Annotated in this window: 18 protein-coding genes; 12 read left to right on the top strand and 6 right to left on the bottom strand. The window is 57.7% G+C overall.

The annotated features are described in order from the left end of the window. The first annotated feature begins 78 nt into the window (after positions 1-78). From GA830_RS17380 to GA830_RS17360, 5 genes are all read left to right on the top strand, one after another. A complete protein-coding gene (locus tag GA830_RS17380) occupies positions 79-1347 on the top strand; it encodes an ABC transporter substrate-binding protein (protein ID WP_195163021.1) in 1269 nt (422 codons plus the stop codon). A gap of 69 nt (positions 1348-1416) precedes the next feature. Further along, positions 1417-2436, top strand: a complete 1020-nt coding sequence (locus GA830_RS17375) for an iron-containing alcohol dehydrogenase (RefSeq protein ID WP_195163020.1) — start codon at positions 1417-1419, stop codon at positions 2434-2436. An 11-nt stretch (positions 2437-2447) separates the two neighbouring features. Then, on the top strand, positions 2448-3881 hold the full coding sequence (locus tag GA830_RS17370; RefSeq protein WP_195163019.1) for an aldehyde dehydrogenase family protein: 1434 nt from the start codon (positions 2448-2450) through the stop codon (positions 3879-3881). A gap of 121 nt (positions 3882-4002) precedes the next feature. Then, positions 4003-4491, top strand: a complete 489-nt coding sequence (locus GA830_RS17365; RefSeq protein WP_258045492.1) for a cysteine hydrolase — start codon at positions 4003-4005, stop codon at positions 4489-4491. A 112-nt stretch (positions 4492-4603) separates the two neighbouring features. After that, entirely contained in the window at positions 4604-5440 is an 837-nt protein-coding gene (locus tag GA830_RS17360; RefSeq protein ID WP_195163017.1) for a fumarylacetoacetate hydrolase family protein, read from the top strand. 36 nt (positions 5441-5476) lie between these two features. On the opposite strand, the gene GA830_RS17355 is transcribed toward GA830_RS17360, so the two are convergent. Next, positions 5477-6496, bottom strand: coding sequence for a LacI family DNA-binding transcriptional regulator (locus GA830_RS17355; RefSeq protein ID WP_195163016.1), 1020 nt, complete (start codon positions 6494-6496; stop codon positions 5477-5479). Continuing rightward, positions 6496-6726, bottom strand: a complete 231-nt coding sequence (locus GA830_RS17350; RefSeq protein WP_195163015.1) for a hypothetical protein — start codon at positions 6724-6726, stop codon at positions 6496-6498. The genes GA830_RS17355 and GA830_RS17350 overlap by 1 nt, the downstream gene beginning before the upstream one ends. On the opposite strand from GA830_RS17350, the gene GA830_RS17345 reads away from it, so the two are divergent. From GA830_RS17345 to GA830_RS17315, 7 genes are all read left to right on the top strand, one after another. Continuing rightward, positions 6692-8035 carry an ABC transporter substrate-binding protein gene (locus GA830_RS17345; protein WP_195163014.1) on the top strand — a complete coding sequence of 448 codons (1344 nt, stop codon included), beginning with the start codon at positions 6692-6694 and terminating at the stop codon, positions 8033-8035. The genes GA830_RS17350 and GA830_RS17345 overlap by 35 nt on opposite strands. Before the next feature lie 83 nt (positions 8036-8118). Continuing rightward, a complete protein-coding gene (locus GA830_RS17340) occupies positions 8119-9066 on the top strand; it encodes a carbohydrate ABC transporter permease (RefSeq protein WP_195163013.1) in 948 nt (315 codons plus the stop codon). Further along, positions 9063-10001: a carbohydrate ABC transporter permease gene (locus GA830_RS17335; protein ID WP_195163012.1), complete on the top strand. Its 939-nt coding sequence runs from the start codon at positions 9063-9065 to the stop codon at positions 9999-10001. Before GA830_RS17340 ends, GA830_RS17335 begins: the two co-directional genes overlap by 4 nt. Continuing rightward, positions 9998-10186: a hypothetical protein gene (locus tag GA830_RS17330; protein ID WP_195163011.1), complete on the top strand. Its 189-nt coding sequence runs from the start codon at positions 9998-10000 to the stop codon at positions 10184-10186. Before GA830_RS17335 ends, GA830_RS17330 begins: the two co-directional genes overlap by 4 nt. A gap of 3 nt (positions 10187-10189) precedes the next feature. Beyond that, the gene (locus GA830_RS17325) at positions 10190-11287 is read left to right on the top strand and encodes an ABC transporter ATP-binding protein (RefSeq protein WP_195163010.1); all 1098 of its coding nucleotides are present in this window, start codon (positions 10190-10192) and stop codon (positions 11285-11287) included. Beyond that, positions 11280-12275, top strand: a complete 996-nt coding sequence (locus GA830_RS17320; protein ID WP_195163009.1) for an ABC transporter ATP-binding protein — start codon at positions 11280-11282, stop codon at positions 12273-12275. Before GA830_RS17325 ends, GA830_RS17320 begins: the two co-directional genes overlap by 8 nt. A gap of 70 nt (positions 12276-12345) precedes the next feature. Then, entirely contained in the window at positions 12346-13968 is a 1623-nt protein-coding gene (locus GA830_RS17315) for a dihydroxyacetone kinase subunit DhaK (protein ID WP_195163008.1), read from the top strand. A gap of 77 nt (positions 13969-14045) precedes the next feature. Here GA830_RS17315 and GA830_RS17310 read toward each other — a convergent pair whose 3' ends face one another. From GA830_RS17310 to GA830_RS17295, 4 genes are all read right to left on the bottom strand, one after another. Continuing rightward, on the bottom strand, positions 14046-14696 hold the full coding sequence (locus GA830_RS17310; protein WP_195163007.1) for a glutathione S-transferase family protein: 651 nt from the start codon (positions 14694-14696) through the stop codon (positions 14046-14048). A gap of 130 nt (positions 14697-14826) precedes the next feature. After that, entirely contained in the window at positions 14827-16206 is a 1380-nt protein-coding gene (locus GA830_RS17305; protein WP_195163006.1) for an aspartate aminotransferase family protein, read from the bottom strand. Positions 16207-16237: 31 nt separating this feature from the next. After that, positions 16238-17731 carry an NAD-dependent succinate-semialdehyde dehydrogenase gene (locus GA830_RS17300; RefSeq protein ID WP_195163005.1) on the bottom strand — a complete coding sequence of 498 codons (1494 nt, stop codon included), beginning with the start codon at positions 17729-17731 and terminating at the stop codon, positions 16238-16240. A 129-nt stretch (positions 17732-17860) separates the two neighbouring features. Further along, positions 17861-18352, bottom strand: coding sequence for an Lrp/AsnC family transcriptional regulator (locus GA830_RS17295; protein ID WP_195163004.1), 492 nt, complete (start codon positions 18350-18352; stop codon positions 17861-17863). Between the last annotated feature and the right edge of the window lie 72 nt (positions 18353-18424).

The raw sequence follows: 18424 nt of genomic DNA, 5'->3' as shown, positions 1-18424 counted from the left end.
CCTCATCCGCCAATCTCTCCCGACCCCCGTCGGTAGTCCTGTTGGACTTGATTGGGAGATCTTAATTGGGAGGAATACATGAAAAAATTACTTTTGGGGTCACTGTCCATGCTTGCGCTGGCCGCCGCCACGGCGACCACCGCATCGGCTGACGATAAATCCGGCGTTCTCAAAATTGGCGTTCTGGCAACGCTTGAAGGAACCTACACCGCGCTCGGCGAAGATGGCGTTCGCGGCATCAAGACAGCCCTTATCGGAGCCGGCAACAAGGCAGCCGGCCGGGAAATCGAGTTGATCATCCAGTCCACGGATACCACGCCCGATAGCGCCTTGCGCGGTGCGCGCAAGCTGGTTGAGCAGGACGGTGTCTCCATTGTCATCGGTCCGCTTTCAGGGTCGGAAGGTATCGCTATCCGCGACTATTCCAAAACCCAGCCGCAGACGACATTCATCAATGGCGCTTCCGGCGCCATGGAAACTACCTATGTGGAGCCTTCTGAGAACTTCTTCCGTTTCAACACGGATGGTGCGCAGTGGTCGGTTGGCCTCGGCAACTACATCTACAATGAGAAAGGCTACAAGAAAATCGCCACGGTGGGTGAAGACTATTCGTTCATCTACACGCAGGTTTTCGGCCTTGTCACCGAATTCTGCGCCGCTGGCGGCGAAGTCTCCGAGCGCCTGTGGGTACCGCTTGGCACCAAGGATTTTGGTTCGATCATCGCCGCCTTGCCGGATGATGTGGATGCCATCTATCTCGGCCTCGGCGGCGGCGATGCCGTCAACTTCCTGAACCAGTATCAGCAGGCCGGCGGCGACGCCCATCTGATCGGTGGCTCGATCATGGTTGATGGAACGGTTCTGTCTTCCAAAGGTTCGGCCAAGCAGGCCCTGATCGGTACCCCGTCATCAGGTCCGCAGGCTGATACCTGGGACGACCCGAAGTGGCAGGCTTATGTGAAGGCCTATCAGGATGCGTTCCCGCCCGAACAGCGTTTTCCGTCGCCTTCTCTTTTGGGTACCGGATATTACAACGCGACAAATGCAATGTTGCAGTGTGTCGGTGAAGTGGGTGGTGACCTGTCTGACGGACAGGCTGCGTTCCGCACCTGCCTGACCAATCTCAAGCTTGATGCCCCCAACGGAACCATCACACTTGATGCGAACCGCCAGGCAATCGGTAAGAACTTCATCTCCGAAGTTGTTGAACTGCCCGACGGTAACCTGGCGACCAAAATGGTTGCCATCGTGGAAAATGTGAATCAGACTCTGGGTATTGATCCGGCAGCCTTTGCCAAGATCGGTTTGCCGAGCCGTGACACTCCGGCCTGTAAATCCTCTTACTGATCTGACATTCGCTCCGGGCGTCGCAGTTTGCGACGCCCGGTTTTTCCCTGAAGATCTTCGGTTCAAGCCATGACACTCATCACGTTTCCGACGCGAGTGCACTTTGCCGACGATATTGTGGAGGTGGCGCTGCATTCAGAGTTGCAGCAGTTTGGGTGTACCTCCGCTCTCCTGATTTGCGAAGCCTCTTTGGTTGACTCTGAATTTTTCGAGCGGGTCATGGGTGGCCTGACGCCATCGTTCCAACCCAGTTTCCTTTACCTTGAAGAAGGAGCGGTGCTCTCCGAAACGGGGAGGAGTCTGCCCGGATTGTACGATACGTCGACCCTTGATGCTGTGATTGCGTTCGGCAGCGCCCGGGCACTTGAGATGGGCCGCAAGGCAAGGCGCTCGCTGCAGGATGCGACCGGCCGCCGCCCGGTTCTTTACGCGCTGCCAGGGGTCGAGGGCTTGCCGGATCCGTGCATGAGAAACATTGAAACCTGGCGTCAGGGATTGCCTTCAGTCCTGATTTTTGACCCCGCACTCATCCGGTTGGCAACGCCCAGGCAGGCCATTTCCTCGGCGACTGTAAGCCTGGTGCGGTGTATTGAAAGTTACCTCAGCGATGCCTTCAATCCCCCTGCCGACGGGATGGCGCTGGATGGACTGATCCGCGCCATTTCGGTCTTGGGCGCCCCGGAATTTGGCAGCGATATAATCTGGCGGCGAGATCTGATGGCCGCTTGCCTGAATGCGGCGATCGCTCAGGAGAAAGGTGTCGGTCCGACGCAACGTCTCTCTGCAGCACTGGCGTCGGAATGCGATACAGTGAATATTGCCGATGCGCAGCGGCTTCTGTTGCCCGGGGTCATTAAAGTAACCGAGCACGACAAAAGGAAAGAAGCGATGCTGAAGCGCATCATAGCTCCGGACGCACCAAACCTGAACCAGGCGCTCAGGCAGGTCCTGGAGCATATCCCGCTTCCATCCCGGCTTTCGGATATGGGCGCTGACCCGCGACATCTGCATCAAGCCCTGAAGGCTATTGCGGGCCGCGATGATATAACCGAAACCGCAGCGGCGACCGCACTCGAAAACGTATTTTGAAGGACATTTCCATGAAACCAATGCTGATCGGTGGCGAATGGGTCACCACGTCTCACGGTATCGAGAACATCAATCCCTCGGATATTCACGACATTGTTGATGTCTACGCCCAGGCTGGGAGGGCCGAGACGCAACAGGCTATTGCTGCTGCAGCAGCGGCAGCTCCGAAATGGGCTCTGAGCGGACCGCAGGAGAGGCACGATATTCTTCACCGCGCCGGTGACGAAATTCTGGCGCGGAAGCAGGAGCTTGGGGAGCTTCTGGCCCGCGAGGAGGGTAAGGTGTTGCCCGAAGCGATCGGCGAGGTCGCGCGAGCAGGGCAGATATTCCTGTTCTTCGCAGCTGAGGCATTGCGTCAGCGGGGCGACGTTGTGGCGTCGGTGCGTCCAGGGGTCGGCGTCGAAGTCACCCGCGAACCCGTCGGCGTGGTTGGCATCATCGCCCCCTGGAACTTCCCGATTGCAATCCCCGCCTGGAAGATCGCGCCTGCCCTTTGCTATGGCAACACTGTCGTGTTCAAGCCGGCAGAACTGGTGCCGGGTTCTGCTTGGGCCCTAGCTGATATTTTGCACCGCGCCGGCGTGCCGGCAGGCGTGTTCAACATGGTCGTGGGTCCGGGCTCCGTGGTTGGACAAACCATGCTGGATGATCCGCGCATCGACGCGATCAGCTTCACCGGTTCGCAGGCTACCGGCGCGCGAGTGGCCAGTGCCAGTTTGCCGTTCCTGCGCAAGATTCAGCTGGAGATGGGTGGAAAGAATCCGCTGGTAGTTCTCGATGATGCCGATCTGGATAATGCCGTATTCTGTGCTGTCAACGGCGCATTCTTCTCGACCGGTCAGCGTTGCACCGCATCGTCACGTTTGATTGTCACAGAAGCAATTCACGACAGGTTTGTGAGTGCGGTTGCAGACCGGCTGGCTGCATTGCGGATAGGGCACGCAATGAACGCTGAGACGGACATTGGTCCGGTGGTTGATGCCACCCAGTTGGCGCAAAATCAGGACTACATCGCGATCGCACGGTCACAGGGTGCACATTTGCGGGCTGGCGGGGACCTTGTCCGCCGTGAGACGGAAGGTTACTTTTTGGCCCCTGCATTGCTGACCGAAACCGTCCCCGATATGCGGATCAACCGCGAGGAGGTCTTTGGACCTGTCGCATCGGTCATCAGGGTGAGGGACTATGAGGAGGCTCTGTCTGTTGCCAATGACACTGAGTTCGGTCTGAGTGCGGGCATCTGCACGACAAGCCTGAAATATGCTAGCGATTTCAAGCGCAAGGCGCAGGTTGGCATGGTCATGGTCAACGTCCCGACAGCGGGCGTCGACTATCATGTGCCGTTCGGCGGGCGTAAGTCATCAAGCTATGGGGCACGTGAGCAGGGTAGCTATGCAGCTGAGTTTTTCACCATCGTAAAGACTGCCTATACCGCCGCCTATTGAATGTCCGGAGATGGTGGCCAACCTGCACTGGGGCGGGCCGGATTGGAGCACCCTATATCTGTGCGCCACGACCTCGCTCTATTCAGTTCAGACCAAAACACACGGGCAGCAGGAGGTTTTCATGGCCAGCCAAGGCCGCACCGAGAGGCCCTCGATGTCAGCGCCCTCGGCGGCACCGGTAGTGTTTCCACTGATCATCAAGCACCGGCTTGATTTCCGGATTGACCCGTCCCGCACGGCCCTTCAACATCTGCAGAACGAACGGGCCCTAGTGCGCGATACCTGGGGCGTCAAGCCGGCCCAGGGTCTTGAACCGAGAGCCGGCGATCTGGTGGTGGAGAAAATGAGTATGAGCGCCTGGGAAACGTCGCGGCTGGAATCCTACCTTAACCATGGAGGCCGCGACACCATCATCAACTGCGGCAGCTGGACCAATATGAGCGTTGAACACACCGCTCGCACCGGCGCTGACAAGGGTTTTCACATGATTGTTCCAGAGGATGCATGTTCGACCATGAACGCTGACTGGCATCTGGCTTCCATCAACTATGCAATGCAAAATGTGACAACAGTGACCCGGACGGATGCGGTGATAACCGCGCTGAGCTAAACTTCCATTCTCGCCAGAGGCGTTGGAAATTGTCCGGTTGCGGCCATCTATGTGGTGACCTAAACCCTGAGATCAACGGTGTCCGGTCACATAATTCAAGCAGGAGATGACGATGAAGTTTCTACGATTTGGTGAGCGTGGTTCTGAAAAGCCTGGCGTTCTGGATGCCGACGGCCGGGTTCGTGACCTTTCGGGGATGGTTGACGATTTGAGCGGCGACGTCCTCACTCGGCTTTCATCACTCGGCGTCACAGCAGAATCTTTGCCGCTGGTTGACGGTGAACCACGCATCGGCGCCTGCGTCGCGGGAACCGGGAAATTCATCTGCATTGGCCTTAATTATTCCGACCATGCAGCAGAATCCGGTCTTCCAGTGCCACCTGAACCAGTGATATTCATGAAGGCAACCAGCGCTATTTGCGGACCAAATGACCCGATCATTATCCCCCGCAATTCGAAAAAAACCGACTGGGAGGTAGAGCTGGGAGTGGTGATCGGGAAGCCCGCGAAATACGTGTCGGAGGCCGAGGCTCTCGACCATGTTGCAGGTTACTGTGTCATCAACGACGTTTCTGAACGGGAATTCCAGACGGAACGGGCCGGCCAGTGGACCAAAGGAAAGTCATGCGATAATTTTGGTCAGATGGGCCCCTTGCTGGTGACCCCAGACGAAATATCGGACCCTCAAAAGCTCGGCATGTGGCTCGACGTGAATGGTCAGCGCAGACAGGATGGCTCCAGCTCGACCATGGTTTACAGCGTCGCTCATATCATCAGCTATCTCAGCCAGTTTTTCACGTTGCATCCTGGCGACGTCATTTCTACGGGCACCCCCCCTGGTGTGGGCATGGGCATGAAGCCTCAGCAATTCCTCAAGGCCGGCGATGTTGTGGAGCTTGGGATTCAAGGCCTTGGTACCCAGCGACAGGACGTGATTGCCGACGAATAGGCCCGTCACACGGGGTCCAGATGGGACTGCTTGATCTCAAAGGTTCTCTTTCAGGAGAATTTCGATGCGGATTTTCTCCTGAGAAGCCAAGGGGGTGCGCTGATCAATGCGCGCCTTCAGAATTCTGATCGCGCTTCTGACCAGATGCCCGGAATTTTGGGCGATTACAGCATCTATGGCGCCGCTCTGCAGGGCAGATTCTGTAAACGGGGTACGCTCGTGGACGATTTTCACCAAGGGCATTTGTGCGACCCTGGATATTTCCCCGACAGGGATACGTGCCTCAGCACTCATGACGTAAAGGCCCAATATATCTGGATGGTTGGCAAATACGTTCTCGAAAATGCGCCGGGTTTTTTCTGTATCACCGCGGGTTTCGACTGAAGGCAGGGTTTGTAGTCCGGAATATTCCCGATTGATCACTTCATCGAAACCAAGTCTGCGTTCAATGCTGTCGCGCGCCTGCATGGTCTCGGAAACAACGATAATCTTGCCCTTTCGGCCTGCCAGAAACCGCCCGATCAACTGGGCTGCTGTGGCGCCGGCAGCGTGGTTGTTGATCCCGACGAAGTCATTGCTGCCGGCCTTGGGTTGGCCGGCAATAAACTGGACAACCTCAATGCCGCGCTCCAGCAGGCGGTTGATCGCATCGCGAACCTGGGGCGATTCCGGTGCCATAATGGCGATGCCTTGCGTCGTTGCTGTGTCGAGCCCGCCGAGATAGGCTGCCAGTTTGTAGGGGTCCTCGACGGGCAAACGGATGGCTGCGACATCTGCCATTTCATCTGCAAATGGCTTTCTCGCTTCCTCGATATGCCGGACCAGGACTTCTAGAAACTGATCGCCATGATCGGGGAGCAGAAAGCGAAACTGGTAGCTCTTTTTCCGGGCAAGGTTGACCGCCGACAGGTTGCGAACGAACCCGATTTTCTCAATTGCCTCGTTTACCTTGATGACCGTGCGCGGCTTTACGCCCGGGCGACTGTTGAGAACGCGGTCAATGGTCGCGAGGCTGACGCCGGCTTCTGCCGCCAGATCTTTTGCTGTGGGTCTCATCAACGTCGCATGTTCCATCTCATCGGAATCGCCATGAAGTGCTCAGTTGATTTGTCCAACAAAACAAACAGGAAATCAACTTTTGAGGTGCGCACCTCAAAAAGACCTTGCAATGAGGGGCGCACCTCAATACGGTTCAGGGCAGGAGAGGGCCCGTCATTTTGGCGGGCGTTTAAAAAAGGGAGGAACACAGTCATGAAAAACAGGATGATGAATTCTGCTTCCGCCATTGGTCTGCTTGTTGGAGCAGGCCTTGCCGGGGCAACGCTTACCGCAACGTCGGCGCACGCTGCGGATCTGACGCTATGCTGGGCAGCCTGGGACCCGGCCAACGCTCTTGTCGAGATGAGCAAGGATTTCGAGGCTCAGTCCGGACACAAGATGAGCTTTGAATTTGTTCCATGGCCCAATTTTGCCGACCGCATGCTCAATGAGTTGAATTCGGGCGGCAAGCTTTGTGATCTTCTGATTGGCGACAGCCAGTGGATTGGTGGCGCTGCCGAGAACGGTCAGTACGTCAAGTTGAATGACTTCTTCGACAAGGAAGGCATCAAGATGGATGATTTCCTGCCCGCAACCGTCACCGGCTATGCGGAGTGGCCGAAGAACTCGCCCAACTATTATGCCTTGCCCGCCTACGCAGACGTTGTGGGCTGGACCTACCGCAAGGACTGGTTCTCGCGTCCGGAACTGCAAGCTGAATTCAAGGAAAAATACGGCCGCGATCTCGACGTTCCCAAAACGCTTGCGGAGCTCAAGGATATTGGAACATTTTTCCAGGGTCGCGATATCGACGGCAAGACTGTGTATGGGGCGGCGATATACACCGAGCGTGGGTCGGAAGGCATCACCATGGGCGTGACCAACGCGCTCTATAATTATGGATTCAAGTATGAGAACCCCGACAAGCCTTACGATCTCGAAGGCTTCGTAAATTCTGCAGGCGCCGTCGAAGCTCTGGAATATTACAAGGCCTTGTATGATTGCTGCACGCCTCCTGGTGCGTCTGATGCCTACATGTCCCAGAATATCGATGCCTATAAATCAGGGCAGGTAGCCATGCAGATGAACTTCGCCTTCATCTGGCCAGGCGTGGAAAACGACCCGAATGTCGGCGGTGGCAAATCAGGCTATTTTGCCAATCCTGCAGGCCCTGCCGGCCAGTTCGCGCAGCTCGGCGGTCAGGGCATCTCCGTTGTCGCCAACTCTGACAACAAGGATGCAGCGCTTGAGTACATCAAGTGGTTTTCTCAAAAGGATGTCCAGCAGAAGTGGTGGGACGTGGGCGGTGCATCAGCCATGCGTTCGGTTGTCGAAGCCCCAAGCTTTGCCAGCAGCCAGCCGTATGCCCAGACATTCCTCGACTCGATGGCGATCGTGAAAGACTTCTGGGCCGAGCCATCCTACGCTTCCCTGCTGCTGCCGATGCAAGAGCGCGTCCACAACTACGTAGTTGCAGGCAAGGGCACAGCCAAGGAAGCCCTCGATGGGCTGGTCAAGGATTGGGATGAAGTCTTTGAAGATGAAGGCAAAAAGTAAGCCTTAGCCCCGTTGCTCCTCCCGCTGGCGGCAAGGCCGGATCGACATTGTCCGGCCTTGCCTTCGGGAACCAGGTAAAGCGCATGTCAGAATCTTTCATCGACCGTGCAGCCCGGGCTGCGCCGCCCGTCTTTGCGCAAAAGGTAAAGGGTCTGTCCGACAGGGCGATAGCCTGGATATTTGTCGCACCGACAATTTTCATTTTGCTGGCGATCAACATTTTCCCGCTGATATGGACCATCTATCTGAGCTTCACCAATTTTCGGGTGAACCGTCCGAATAATCCGGTCGAGTGGGTCGGACTGCAGAATTACCAGCGCATTCTGGGTGATGCGGATGTGTGGATCACAATGCAGGCTACTGCCCATTTTCTGATCTGGACGATCGTCTGCCAGGTTTTGATCGGCTTTACCCTTGCCTACCTGATCAACAAGAAATTCCGAGGAAATGATCTCTGGACCACCATCATCGTACTGCCAATGATGCTGTCGCCGGCAGTTGTCGGCAACTTCTGGACCTTCCTGTATCAACCGCAAATCGGTTTGTTCAACTACATCGTCGGTTCAGTCACAGGCGCTGACCCTTCCAGCTTTTCAATGATCGGTGAGGTATCGCTCGCGCCGTGGGCGATCGTCATTGTCGACACCTGGATGTGGACGCCATTTGTCATGCTGATCTGTCTCGCAGGGCTGCGATCGATTCCAGAGAGCATCTATGAGGCTGCCGAGTGCGACCGCGCCAGTAAATGGCGCCAGTTCTGGACGATCACCATTCCCATGATCCTTCCATTCCTGATGCTAGCGGTCCTTTTCCGCGGCATAGAGAACTTCAAGATGTTTGATCTGGTCGTGCAATTGACCGGGGGCGGGCCTGGCAACACCACCACGCTGACCTCCATCGATCTCAAGCGCGAAGCTTTCGAGAAATGGCGAACCGGCTACTCATCTGCCTACGCGGTCATTCTCTTCGTCACCGTGTTCGGATTGGCATCCATCTATGTGAAGGCGCTTAACAAGGTGAAACAGCGATGAGCTTTTCAGTCACCGAGCCGTCCCTGCGGCAAAAATGGTTCGCCGGCGTCATGGTCGTTGGGTATGCACTGATTACCATGCTGCCACTGCTTTGGATCGTTGCAACAGGCTTCAAATCGTCTGCCGATTCCATCGCCTACCCGCCAAAGATCCTTTTTGAGCCGACGGTCGAGGGCTATGTGAATGTTTTCACCACCCAGACCCGGCTCAGCACGCAGCTGGCCAGTGAGCCGCGGGAAAACCTGCCCTGGTATGAGCAGCTCGTGCGCGAGAAGGGCAATACGATTGTCGGCCAGTCGCGCTACACCGAGCGGTTTTTCAATTCCGTCATCATCGGGTTTGGCTCGACGTTTTTTGCAATCGTTCTGGGAACAGCTGCAGCCTACGCCTTCTCAAGATTCAAGGTTCCTCTCAAAGACGATCTGCTGTTTTTCATTCTTTCGACCAGGATGATGCCGCCCATTGCGGTCGCCATCCCAATCTTCCTGATGTTCAGGAATCTGGGGCTCAACGACACCCACGCTGGCATGATCCTGCTTTATACCGCGATCAATCTTTCGCTGGCCGTGTGGCTGATCAACGGGTTCATCGATGAGATACCGATTGAATATGAAGAAGCCGCGCTGATCGATGGCTACACAAGGTTCCAGGCGTTTTACAAAGTCGTTCTGCCACAAGCCGCAACCGGCATCGCCTCAACGGCCATCTTCTGCCTGATCTTCTCATGGAATGAATATGCGCTGGCCGTTCTTTTGACTTCTGGAACAGCCCAGACCGCACCGCCCTTCATTCCCACCATCATAGGCGTTGGCGGCCAGGACTGGCCGGCGGTTGCTGCAGGCGCAACCATCTTCCTGGTGCCGGTGATGGTCTTCACGATCCTTCTGCGCAAGCATCTTCTGCGCGGGATCACGTTTGGCGCGGTGCGCAAATGACAGATTTTTTCAAAGGGTTAATCCACTTCAGACGTGGCTCCTGGGAGATGCTGGCGTCGATTTTAATCGCTCTGGGGGTGTCCATGCTGATGCAGCCTTTCGTGCTGTCGCTGTTCACCTATTCCTTCATCACCACACTGGTCGGGACGGTGATGTTCATCATCGTCAGCCATTTTCCGGAGTAATCCATGGCGCAGATAATGATCAGGAATGTGCGCAAGGATTTCGGGACGTTTACCGCAGTGCAGTCTTCGACATTCACCGTCGAGGACGGTGAGTTTTTCATGCTCCTCGGTCCTTCTGGATGCGGAAAAACTACGACATTGCGGATGATGGCCGGGCTTGAACTTCCCACCAGCGGCGAAATTTTTATCGACGGTGAAGAGGTGGGCATGAAGCCCGCCAGCCAGCGGGATATCGCATTTGTTTTTCAGATGTTTGCGCTCTATCCGCACATGAATGTCGGCAAGAACATTTCGTACCCACTTTTGAGCCAGGGGATGCCGCGAGACCAGGTCAGGAAGAAGGTCGCAGAGGTGGCAGAGATATTGGGGATCTCGGGAATTCTCAACCGCCCTGTCGGCGGGTTGTCTGGTGGTGACCGCCAGCGGGTAGCGCTCGGTCGGGCCATTGTGCGCAATCCCAAGGCCTTCTTCATGGATGAGCCTCTCGGGGCGCTGGATGCCGAATTCCGCGAGCACATGTCGGAAGAACTGCGCGCGCTGCATGACCGGATGGGCGCGACAACGGTTTATGTGACCCATGATCAGCTCGAAGCCATGCAGATGGGCGACAAGATCGTGGTCATGAACCACGGCGTGGTCGAACAATTTGGCAAGCCACAGGAGATCTATGACTGGCCTTCGACCATGTTCGTCGCCAGCTTCCTGGGGTCGCCCGCCATGAACTTTCTGCACTTCGAGGGCGCGCTTGAGGGCAACCACAGCAGCGTCGTGATGCATGGGACCGACTTTCAGATACCCCCTTCACTTGAAGGTGCGAGGGGCAGGCTCGCTCTCGGTGTCCGGCCCGAACATGTGCGGTTCTCCGATACCAGTAGATACAAGGGGGAAGTCCTCGCGACCGAGTATCTGGGCACCACGCAGATTGTCACACTGGCGACGCCGAACGGAACGATAAAGTCACGCGCGAGCGCGGCCCAGCCGATAAAAGTTGGTGAAACGCCGGGGCTCGAATTTGATGCCCGCACAATATCGATCTTCAATGTCGAGACGGGCAGAGCTTTGGTGTCGCTGGCCAATCAGGAGGTCTTGCGCCATGGCTGAGGTGGTTCTGAATAACGTCACCAAGCGCTTCGGTGCCGATGTCGCGCTTGACAATGTGAGCATGACGATTCCCGATGGCTCCTTTGTCGTCCTTCTGGGACCAACCGGCGCAGGCAAGACCACTACCCTGCGGATGATATCCGGTCTCGACAATCCGGACTCTGGCGCAGTGACGATCGATGGACGCGCGATGGCCGGGCTCACGCCTGCGCAGCGCAACGTAGCCATGGTCTTTCAGCAGTACTCCCTGTATCCGCACCTGACTGTGCGCGAAAACCTCGCCTTTCCGCTCAAGTCACCCCTTCTCAAGACGCCTGCCGCAGAGATCGCCCGCAAGATCAAGGAAGTGGCCGAAGTCCTGCAGATATCGCATAAGCTCGAAAACAAGGCGACGGCCCTGTCAGGCGGTGAGATGCAGCGTGTGTCGATCGGCCGTGCGCTGGTCAGAAGCCCGAACATCTATTTAATGGATGAACCCCTGAGTTCACTCGACGCCAAACTGCGCGCCGATTTGCGCATCGAGTTGAAGCGCATTCAGTCAAGCACCGGCGCTACGCTTTTATACGTCACTCATGATCAGATTGAGGCGATGACGATGGCAACGCATGTCGGCGTTCTCGACCAGGGAAAGCTTGTGCAGTTTGGCAGCCCTCGGGAAATTTATGAAAACCCGGTCAGCATCTACGCCGCAAGCAGGCTCGGCCAGCCCCGAGTCAATATCCTACCAGCTTCGCTGTTCGGTGGGGCACCGGTCAATGCGGACAAGATCGGCCTGCGGCCTGAACACATCATGCAAGGCGCGGGGGAAGACAGCCGCGTGATCCGGGTAGAGCGTCTGGGCGATCAGACGCGACTGCATCTCACGTTCAAGAACCACGATCTGGTGACGGTGACCGACGCACACACACATTTGAGCGAAGGGGACACCGTGAAAATACGACCCGAAAAGCCGTTCTATTTCGACGCGCAAGGTGGCCGGATTGCCTAGAGCTGTTTTGCGCTGCTGCAACGAAATTGCCTTTCATTTTTGCCTGAAATAACTCGCTGAGGACTGTTCCATGACCCAGTTTATGAACCAGAAGGAAAGCATCGTCACTGATGCCGTCGATGGGATTATCGCGACATCCGCAGGCAAACTTGCTCGACTGAATGGGTATCCGCACATCCGGGTCGTGGTACGAAACGATTGGGACAAGTCCAAGGTGGCACTTGTCTCGGGTGGCGGTTCCGGCCACGAACCCGCTCATGCGGGATTTGTCGGGGCGGGAATGCTGACCGCCGCGGTGTGTGGCGATGTGTTTGCCTCACCCTCTGTTGACGCAGTGCTGGCTGGTATCCTGGCGGTTACCGGACCTGCCGGATGTCTTCTCATCGTCAAGAACTATACTGGCGACCGATTGAATTTCGGCCTGGCAGCCGAGCGCGCCAAGGCGTTTGGCCTCAATGTCAGTATGGTCGTTGTTGATGATGATGTTGCGCTGCCGGACCTGCCTCAAGCCCGCGGCGTGGCCGGAACCCTGTTTGTGCACAAGATTGCCGGAGCGTTGGCAGAGTGTGGCGCCACCCTTGCCGAGATTACCGCGCGCGTCGAGACTGTGATTGCAGGCACCAAAACCATCGGTATGTCGCTGGATACCTGCACGGTTCCGGGCTCCCCGAAAGAAGCCCGCATCCCCGAGGGCATGGCTGAACTGGGCCTCGGAATCCATGGTGAGGCCGGTGTCGAGCAAATTCCATACACCAGTGCGAGGCAGGCAATGGGTGCCGTCGTTGCCAAGCTCGCCCCGCATCTTGCTGACGGCAATCATGTTGCGTTGCTCAACAATCTAGGCGGCGCGTCCGTTCTGGAGATGGCGGTGCTGGCCAACGAACTGGTCAAATCGGAAATCGGCGGGAAGCTGAAATGGGTGGTCGGTCCGGCTGCGATGATGACATCGCTGGATATGCGCGGCTTTTCGGTGTCGGTCTATCCAGCGACGGCTGAGGATCTGGAAGCGTTGTCGCATCCAACCCCGCTTTCGGCGTGGCCGGGGATTTCGGAGATATCCCCACTAACGGTGGTCAATCTGCCGGATGGACTGGCACCCATCAAACCGCTGCCATCTGAACACAAGGAAACGCGGGCGTTTCTGGTCAAATGCTGCGAAATCCTGATTGCTGCAGAACGCGATCTCAATATGCTGGACGCTAAATCCGGAGACGGAGATACCGGCTCAACCCTTGCCGGCGCTGCCCGCGCCCTGATTGCCTCCATGGACACACTTCCATTGGCTGATCATACGCAGCTCTACCGGGCTATCGGGCAGGAACTTAGCCAGACGATGGGTGGATCATCCGGCGTGTTGCTGGCAATCTTTTTTGCTGCCGCCGGCGACGCTGCCTCAACCGGGCTCTCCATGACCGGTGCGCTGAAGGCCGGGCTGGCGCGTATGCAGGAAATCGGCGGCGCCAACCTTGGCGACCGAACGATGGTAGATGCGCTTCATCCTGCCCTGGACGGGTTAGAAGAAAGCCTGGCAAAGGCTGCGCGGGCAGCGCGCGCAGGTGCAGACCACACCGCAACTTTGGTCAAGGCCAATGCGGGCCGGGCAGCCTATATCAACGCGCAGCAGCTTGAGGGCCACATCGATCCCGGTGCGGAGGCGGTAGCACGGCTGTTTGAGCAATTGGACGGCGGCTGAAACGGTAACATTTCTGGTTGGTCGCGCATCCTCGGCCAGTTTTAACTGGTGAACTGCAGTTTCAGATTTTGGCCAAGTCAGCAGGCTTGCGCACCCTTGAAAACCGCCAGTTGCGCGGCGAAGGCGCGTTGGTAGGCGGGGCGGGATGCGGCGCGGGTGGTGTAGGGGGAGAGGTTTGGGAATTCCTCCAGGATGCCCGATGATTTCAGTCTGAGCAGCGCCGATACCATCACAAGGTCGGCTGCGCTGAAGTCGCCATCCAGCCAGTCGGCGTTGCCGAGGTGGCGTGAAAGGATTGTCAAGTGTGCCCGCACCCGCTCATCTACCAAAGGCTGGCGCTGTGCAAACCAGTCTTTGTCTGATTCAGAATACTGGGCAGTTTCGCGCTCGACGATCACCGGCTCTATGGTGCCGGCTGCCGTAAACATCCATGTCATTGCGCGGGCGCGGGCGTTTTGATCCTGTGGCAAAAGTCCGGCGTGGCGCTGGGCAATGTGCAGGATGATGGCGCCGGATTCAAACAGGGCGAGATCGCCTTCCTCATAGGTCGGGATCTGGCCGAAGGGCTGCAGCGCCAGATGCGCCGGCTGCTTCATCTCGGAAAAGGTCAGCAGGCGTACCTGATAGGGCTGTTCCACTTCCTCAAGCGCCCAGCGCACACGCATGTCGCGCGCTAGCCCCCTGCCGCGGTCAGGCGCGTTTTTGAAGGCTGTGATGGTGGGGATCATAAGAGGGCTCCGCAGGGTGGGTCTGTCGACACTCAGAACGAATGGCTCCGACAGTTTCCGACAAATTGCGCCTGCGTGCGCAATGGGCAGATGGCTGGGCGTCTCTCAACGTTCAGCCATCTTAGCTGTATCACATTCCTGCAAACACGCTTTTCACCGCGTCGGCGGTCTCGGACACGACTGTGTCTGCCTCCTCGCGGGTCAGGCATAGTGGCGGGGCGAAGCCCAGAATGTCGCCTTGCGGCATGGCGCGACCGATGACGCCGCGTTCGGCAAGTGCTGCCGATATCTGCGGGCCGATCTTTTGCGAGGCTTCGAAGAATTTTCGGTCGTCGCGGTCGGCGACGAATTCTATTGCAGCCATCAGGCCATCACCGCGCACATCGCCGACATGTTTGTGGGTGCCTACGGCTTTGGCGAGTTCGGCGCGGAAATAGGCGCCGGTTTCGCCCGCGTTCGTCACCAGATCCATCTCGTCGATCAGTTCAAGATTGGCAATGCCGGCCGCAACGCAGATCGGGTGCGCCGAATAGGTCCAGCCATGGCCGAGCGCACCGAGCTTGTCAGAACCCTCTACCAGCACTTTCCAGACGCGGTCTGCGACGATGACGCCCGACAGTGGCGCATAGGCCGAGGTAAGACCCTTGGCGATGGTGATCAGGTCAGGCTCGATGCCATAGTGATCGGAGCCGAACATGGTGCCAAGCCGGCCAAAGCCGGTCACCACTTCGTCGGCGACGAGAAGCACGTCATATTTCTTAAGCACCGCTTGGATTTTCTGCCAGTAGCCGGCGGGGGGCGGCACGATGCCACCGGTGCCGAGGATAGGCTCGCCGATAAAAGCGGCAATCGTGTCTGGGCCCTCAGAAAGGATCATTTCCTCGAGCTTGTCGGCACAATGCTGGGAGAATTGCTCCTCGCTCATCGAGCGGTCTTCACGACGGAAATAGTAGGGCGCCTCGGTGTGCAGGATCGGCGCGCGCGGCAGGTCGAACGCGTTGTGGAACAATTCCAGCCCTGTCAGCGAACCGGTCATCACACCCGAGCCGTGGTAACCGCGCCAGCGCGAGATGATCTTCTTCTTATCCGGACGGCCGAGAACATTGTTGTAATACCAAATCAGCTTGATGTTGGTCTCGTTGGCGTCGGAACCCGAAAGGCCAAAATAGACGCGCGACATGCCCTTTGGGGCGCGGTCAATGATCATCTTGGAAAGCGTGATCGAGGCTTCCGTGCCGTGGCCGACGTAAGAATGGTAGTAGGCGAGATTGCTGGCCTGCGCGGCGATTGCATCGGCAATCTTCTGGCGGCCATAGCCGACATTGACGCAGTAGAGCCCGGCAAAGGCATCGAGGCTTTTGCGGCCATTATTGTCCCAGACGGTGACGCCTTCGCCACCGGCCATGATCCGGGTCGGCGTTTCGCCGCGCGCGTGCATGCCCATATGGGTCGAGGGATGGAAAAAGTGATCGCGATCCCAGGCGGCGAGTTCGTTGGACTGATCGAGCATTTTTTATCTCCTTGGGTCTGGCCGGGTTTGCCTAAGCGGCATCCAGGCACAGATATTTGAGGTCGGTGAAAGCTTCGAGGCCGTGGCGCGAGCCTTCGCGGCCCATGCCGGACTGCTTGACGCCACCGAAAGGAATGGGCGCGCCGGTGATCTTGACGCGGTTGATCGCGACCATGCCGTAGTCGAGTGCCCGACCCATGCGTTGCTGGCGTGCCCCGTTTTCGGTGACAATATAGGCAACCAGCCCATATTCGGTGTCGTTGGCACGGGCGATGATTTCCGCCTCGCTGTCGAAGGGCGATACGGCGGCGACCGGGCCAAAAGTTTCCTCACGCATGATCAACGCATCGTCGGGTACGTCGCTCAGAAGGGTGGGCTGGTAGAACAACGGGCCGGCTTTGTGGCGACTGCCACCAGTCAGGCAGCGCGCACCTTTTTGTAGCGCGTCGGCCACTTGCTCCTCGACCTTTTCGACGGCGCGCTCATGCATCAACGGGCCTATGTCAGTGTCGGAGGCCAGGCCGTCGCCGGAGCGCAGCGCACCGATGCGTTTGGCGTAGGTGGCGCAGAAACGGTCGTAGATCGGGCGCTCGACATAGATGCGGTTGGCGGCGAGGCAATCTTGGCCGGAGGTGGCAAATTTGGCGTCGATGGCGATGGACACGGCTTTTTCGAGGTCGGCATCGGCGAACACAATCAGCGGTGCGTGGCCACCCAGTTCCATCACCAGCCGCTTCATGGTGGGTGCGCATTGGGCGGCGATCAGCCTGCCGATTTCCGTAGAGCCGGTGAAGCTCATGGCGCGGATACGCCTGTCCTGGCACATGGTGCCGACGATGGTCGATGCCTCACCTGTAACAACGTTGAAGACACCGGCAGGCAGCCCGGCGCGTTCACCCAGTTCCGCCAGTGCGAGCGCTGAAAGCGGTGTGTGAGAGGACGGATGCGCAACTATGGTGCAGCCGGCGGCAAGGGCCGCAGCGGCCTTGCGGGTCAGCATGGCGGCAGGAAAGTTCCACGGCGTGACGATGCCGACAACACCCAGCGGCTCGCGTCGAACCATCATCTCCGCATCCGGCAGGTGGCTGGTGACGCTTTCGGCGTTGAGGCGCTTTGCTTCCTCGGCATACCACTCAACAAAGGAAGCAGCGTAGTCGATTTCTCCGAGCGATTCAGCCAAGGGTTTGCCCTGTTCCAGCGTCATCAAGAGCGCCAGATCTTGCTTGGCAGCGAGGATGAGGTTGAACCAGTCACGCAGGATTTTCGACCGGGCTTGAGGCAACAACGCTTTCCAGGCGGGCAGGACGCGTGATGCGGCATCGATTGCGTGGCCGGTCTCTTCGGCACAGAGCGATGCGACGAAAGCGAGGGTAGCGCCGGTGGCAGGATCGGTCACCTCAAAACTGTTCCCAGCCGTGCTCGCCGTCCAATGTCCATCCACGTAGGAGAGTTCACGCAGCAGTCTGCGGTCTGTCAGGCGGTTGAGCGCTTCATGGCGCTGTGGTCGGGCAAAATGCGCAGACATGGTTGGTCTCCCGTTGAGGGCGGATACCGGAAGACTAGCCGGCTCGCGCGGATAGGGAGGCTGTTTGGATGGCTGGAAAGAGAGAGATTGTCTCTATTGGGAGGGAAAACCGGTTAGAATCTCTGTGGCCTAACTCGGTTCGGGCAGAAGATCGGCGACCGGCAGCGAGACCTCATCCTTCACCGTACGAGTGACGATGTAGGTGAAATAGCGATCGATGCCGATCTCGCGCTCCAGCAAGCCGTCGACCAGCCGCTGGTAGGCGTCAATGTCTCGGGCCATGACCTTCACCACATAATCGACGCCGCCGCCTACCGACCAGCAGGCGACGATTTCCGGGGTTTTGCGGATAGCGCTTTCGAAGCGATCAAAATCCGCCTGACGGTGGCTGGCCAGGGTCACTTCCATCAGCACAGTGGCAACGGGCGCGATGGTGCGGATGGCGATCCGGGCATGGTAGCCGGAGACGATCCCTGCCTTTTCCAGCTTGCGCAGCCGCATCCAGCAGGGCGTAGGTGAGAGGCCAACTTTTTCCGCGAGCGCAAGCTTGGTGATGCGCCCGTCAATTTGAATGGCGTCGAGGATTTTCAGGTCGATTGCGTCAAGCTTGTGGGCGTTCATGGCATTCCATTGTGCATCCTGAATACATGATGGCGCATTATTTTGATTGTCAATTGCACTGATTTTGATCTC

This window comes from Mesorhizobium sp. NBSH29 (assembly GCF_015500055.1).
GTDB lineage: Bacteria > Pseudomonadota > Alphaproteobacteria > Rhizobiales > Rhizobiaceae > Neomesorhizobium.
The sequence above is the reverse complement of the archived record's forward strand: the minus strand, read 5'-3'. Positions and strand labels throughout refer to the sequence as shown.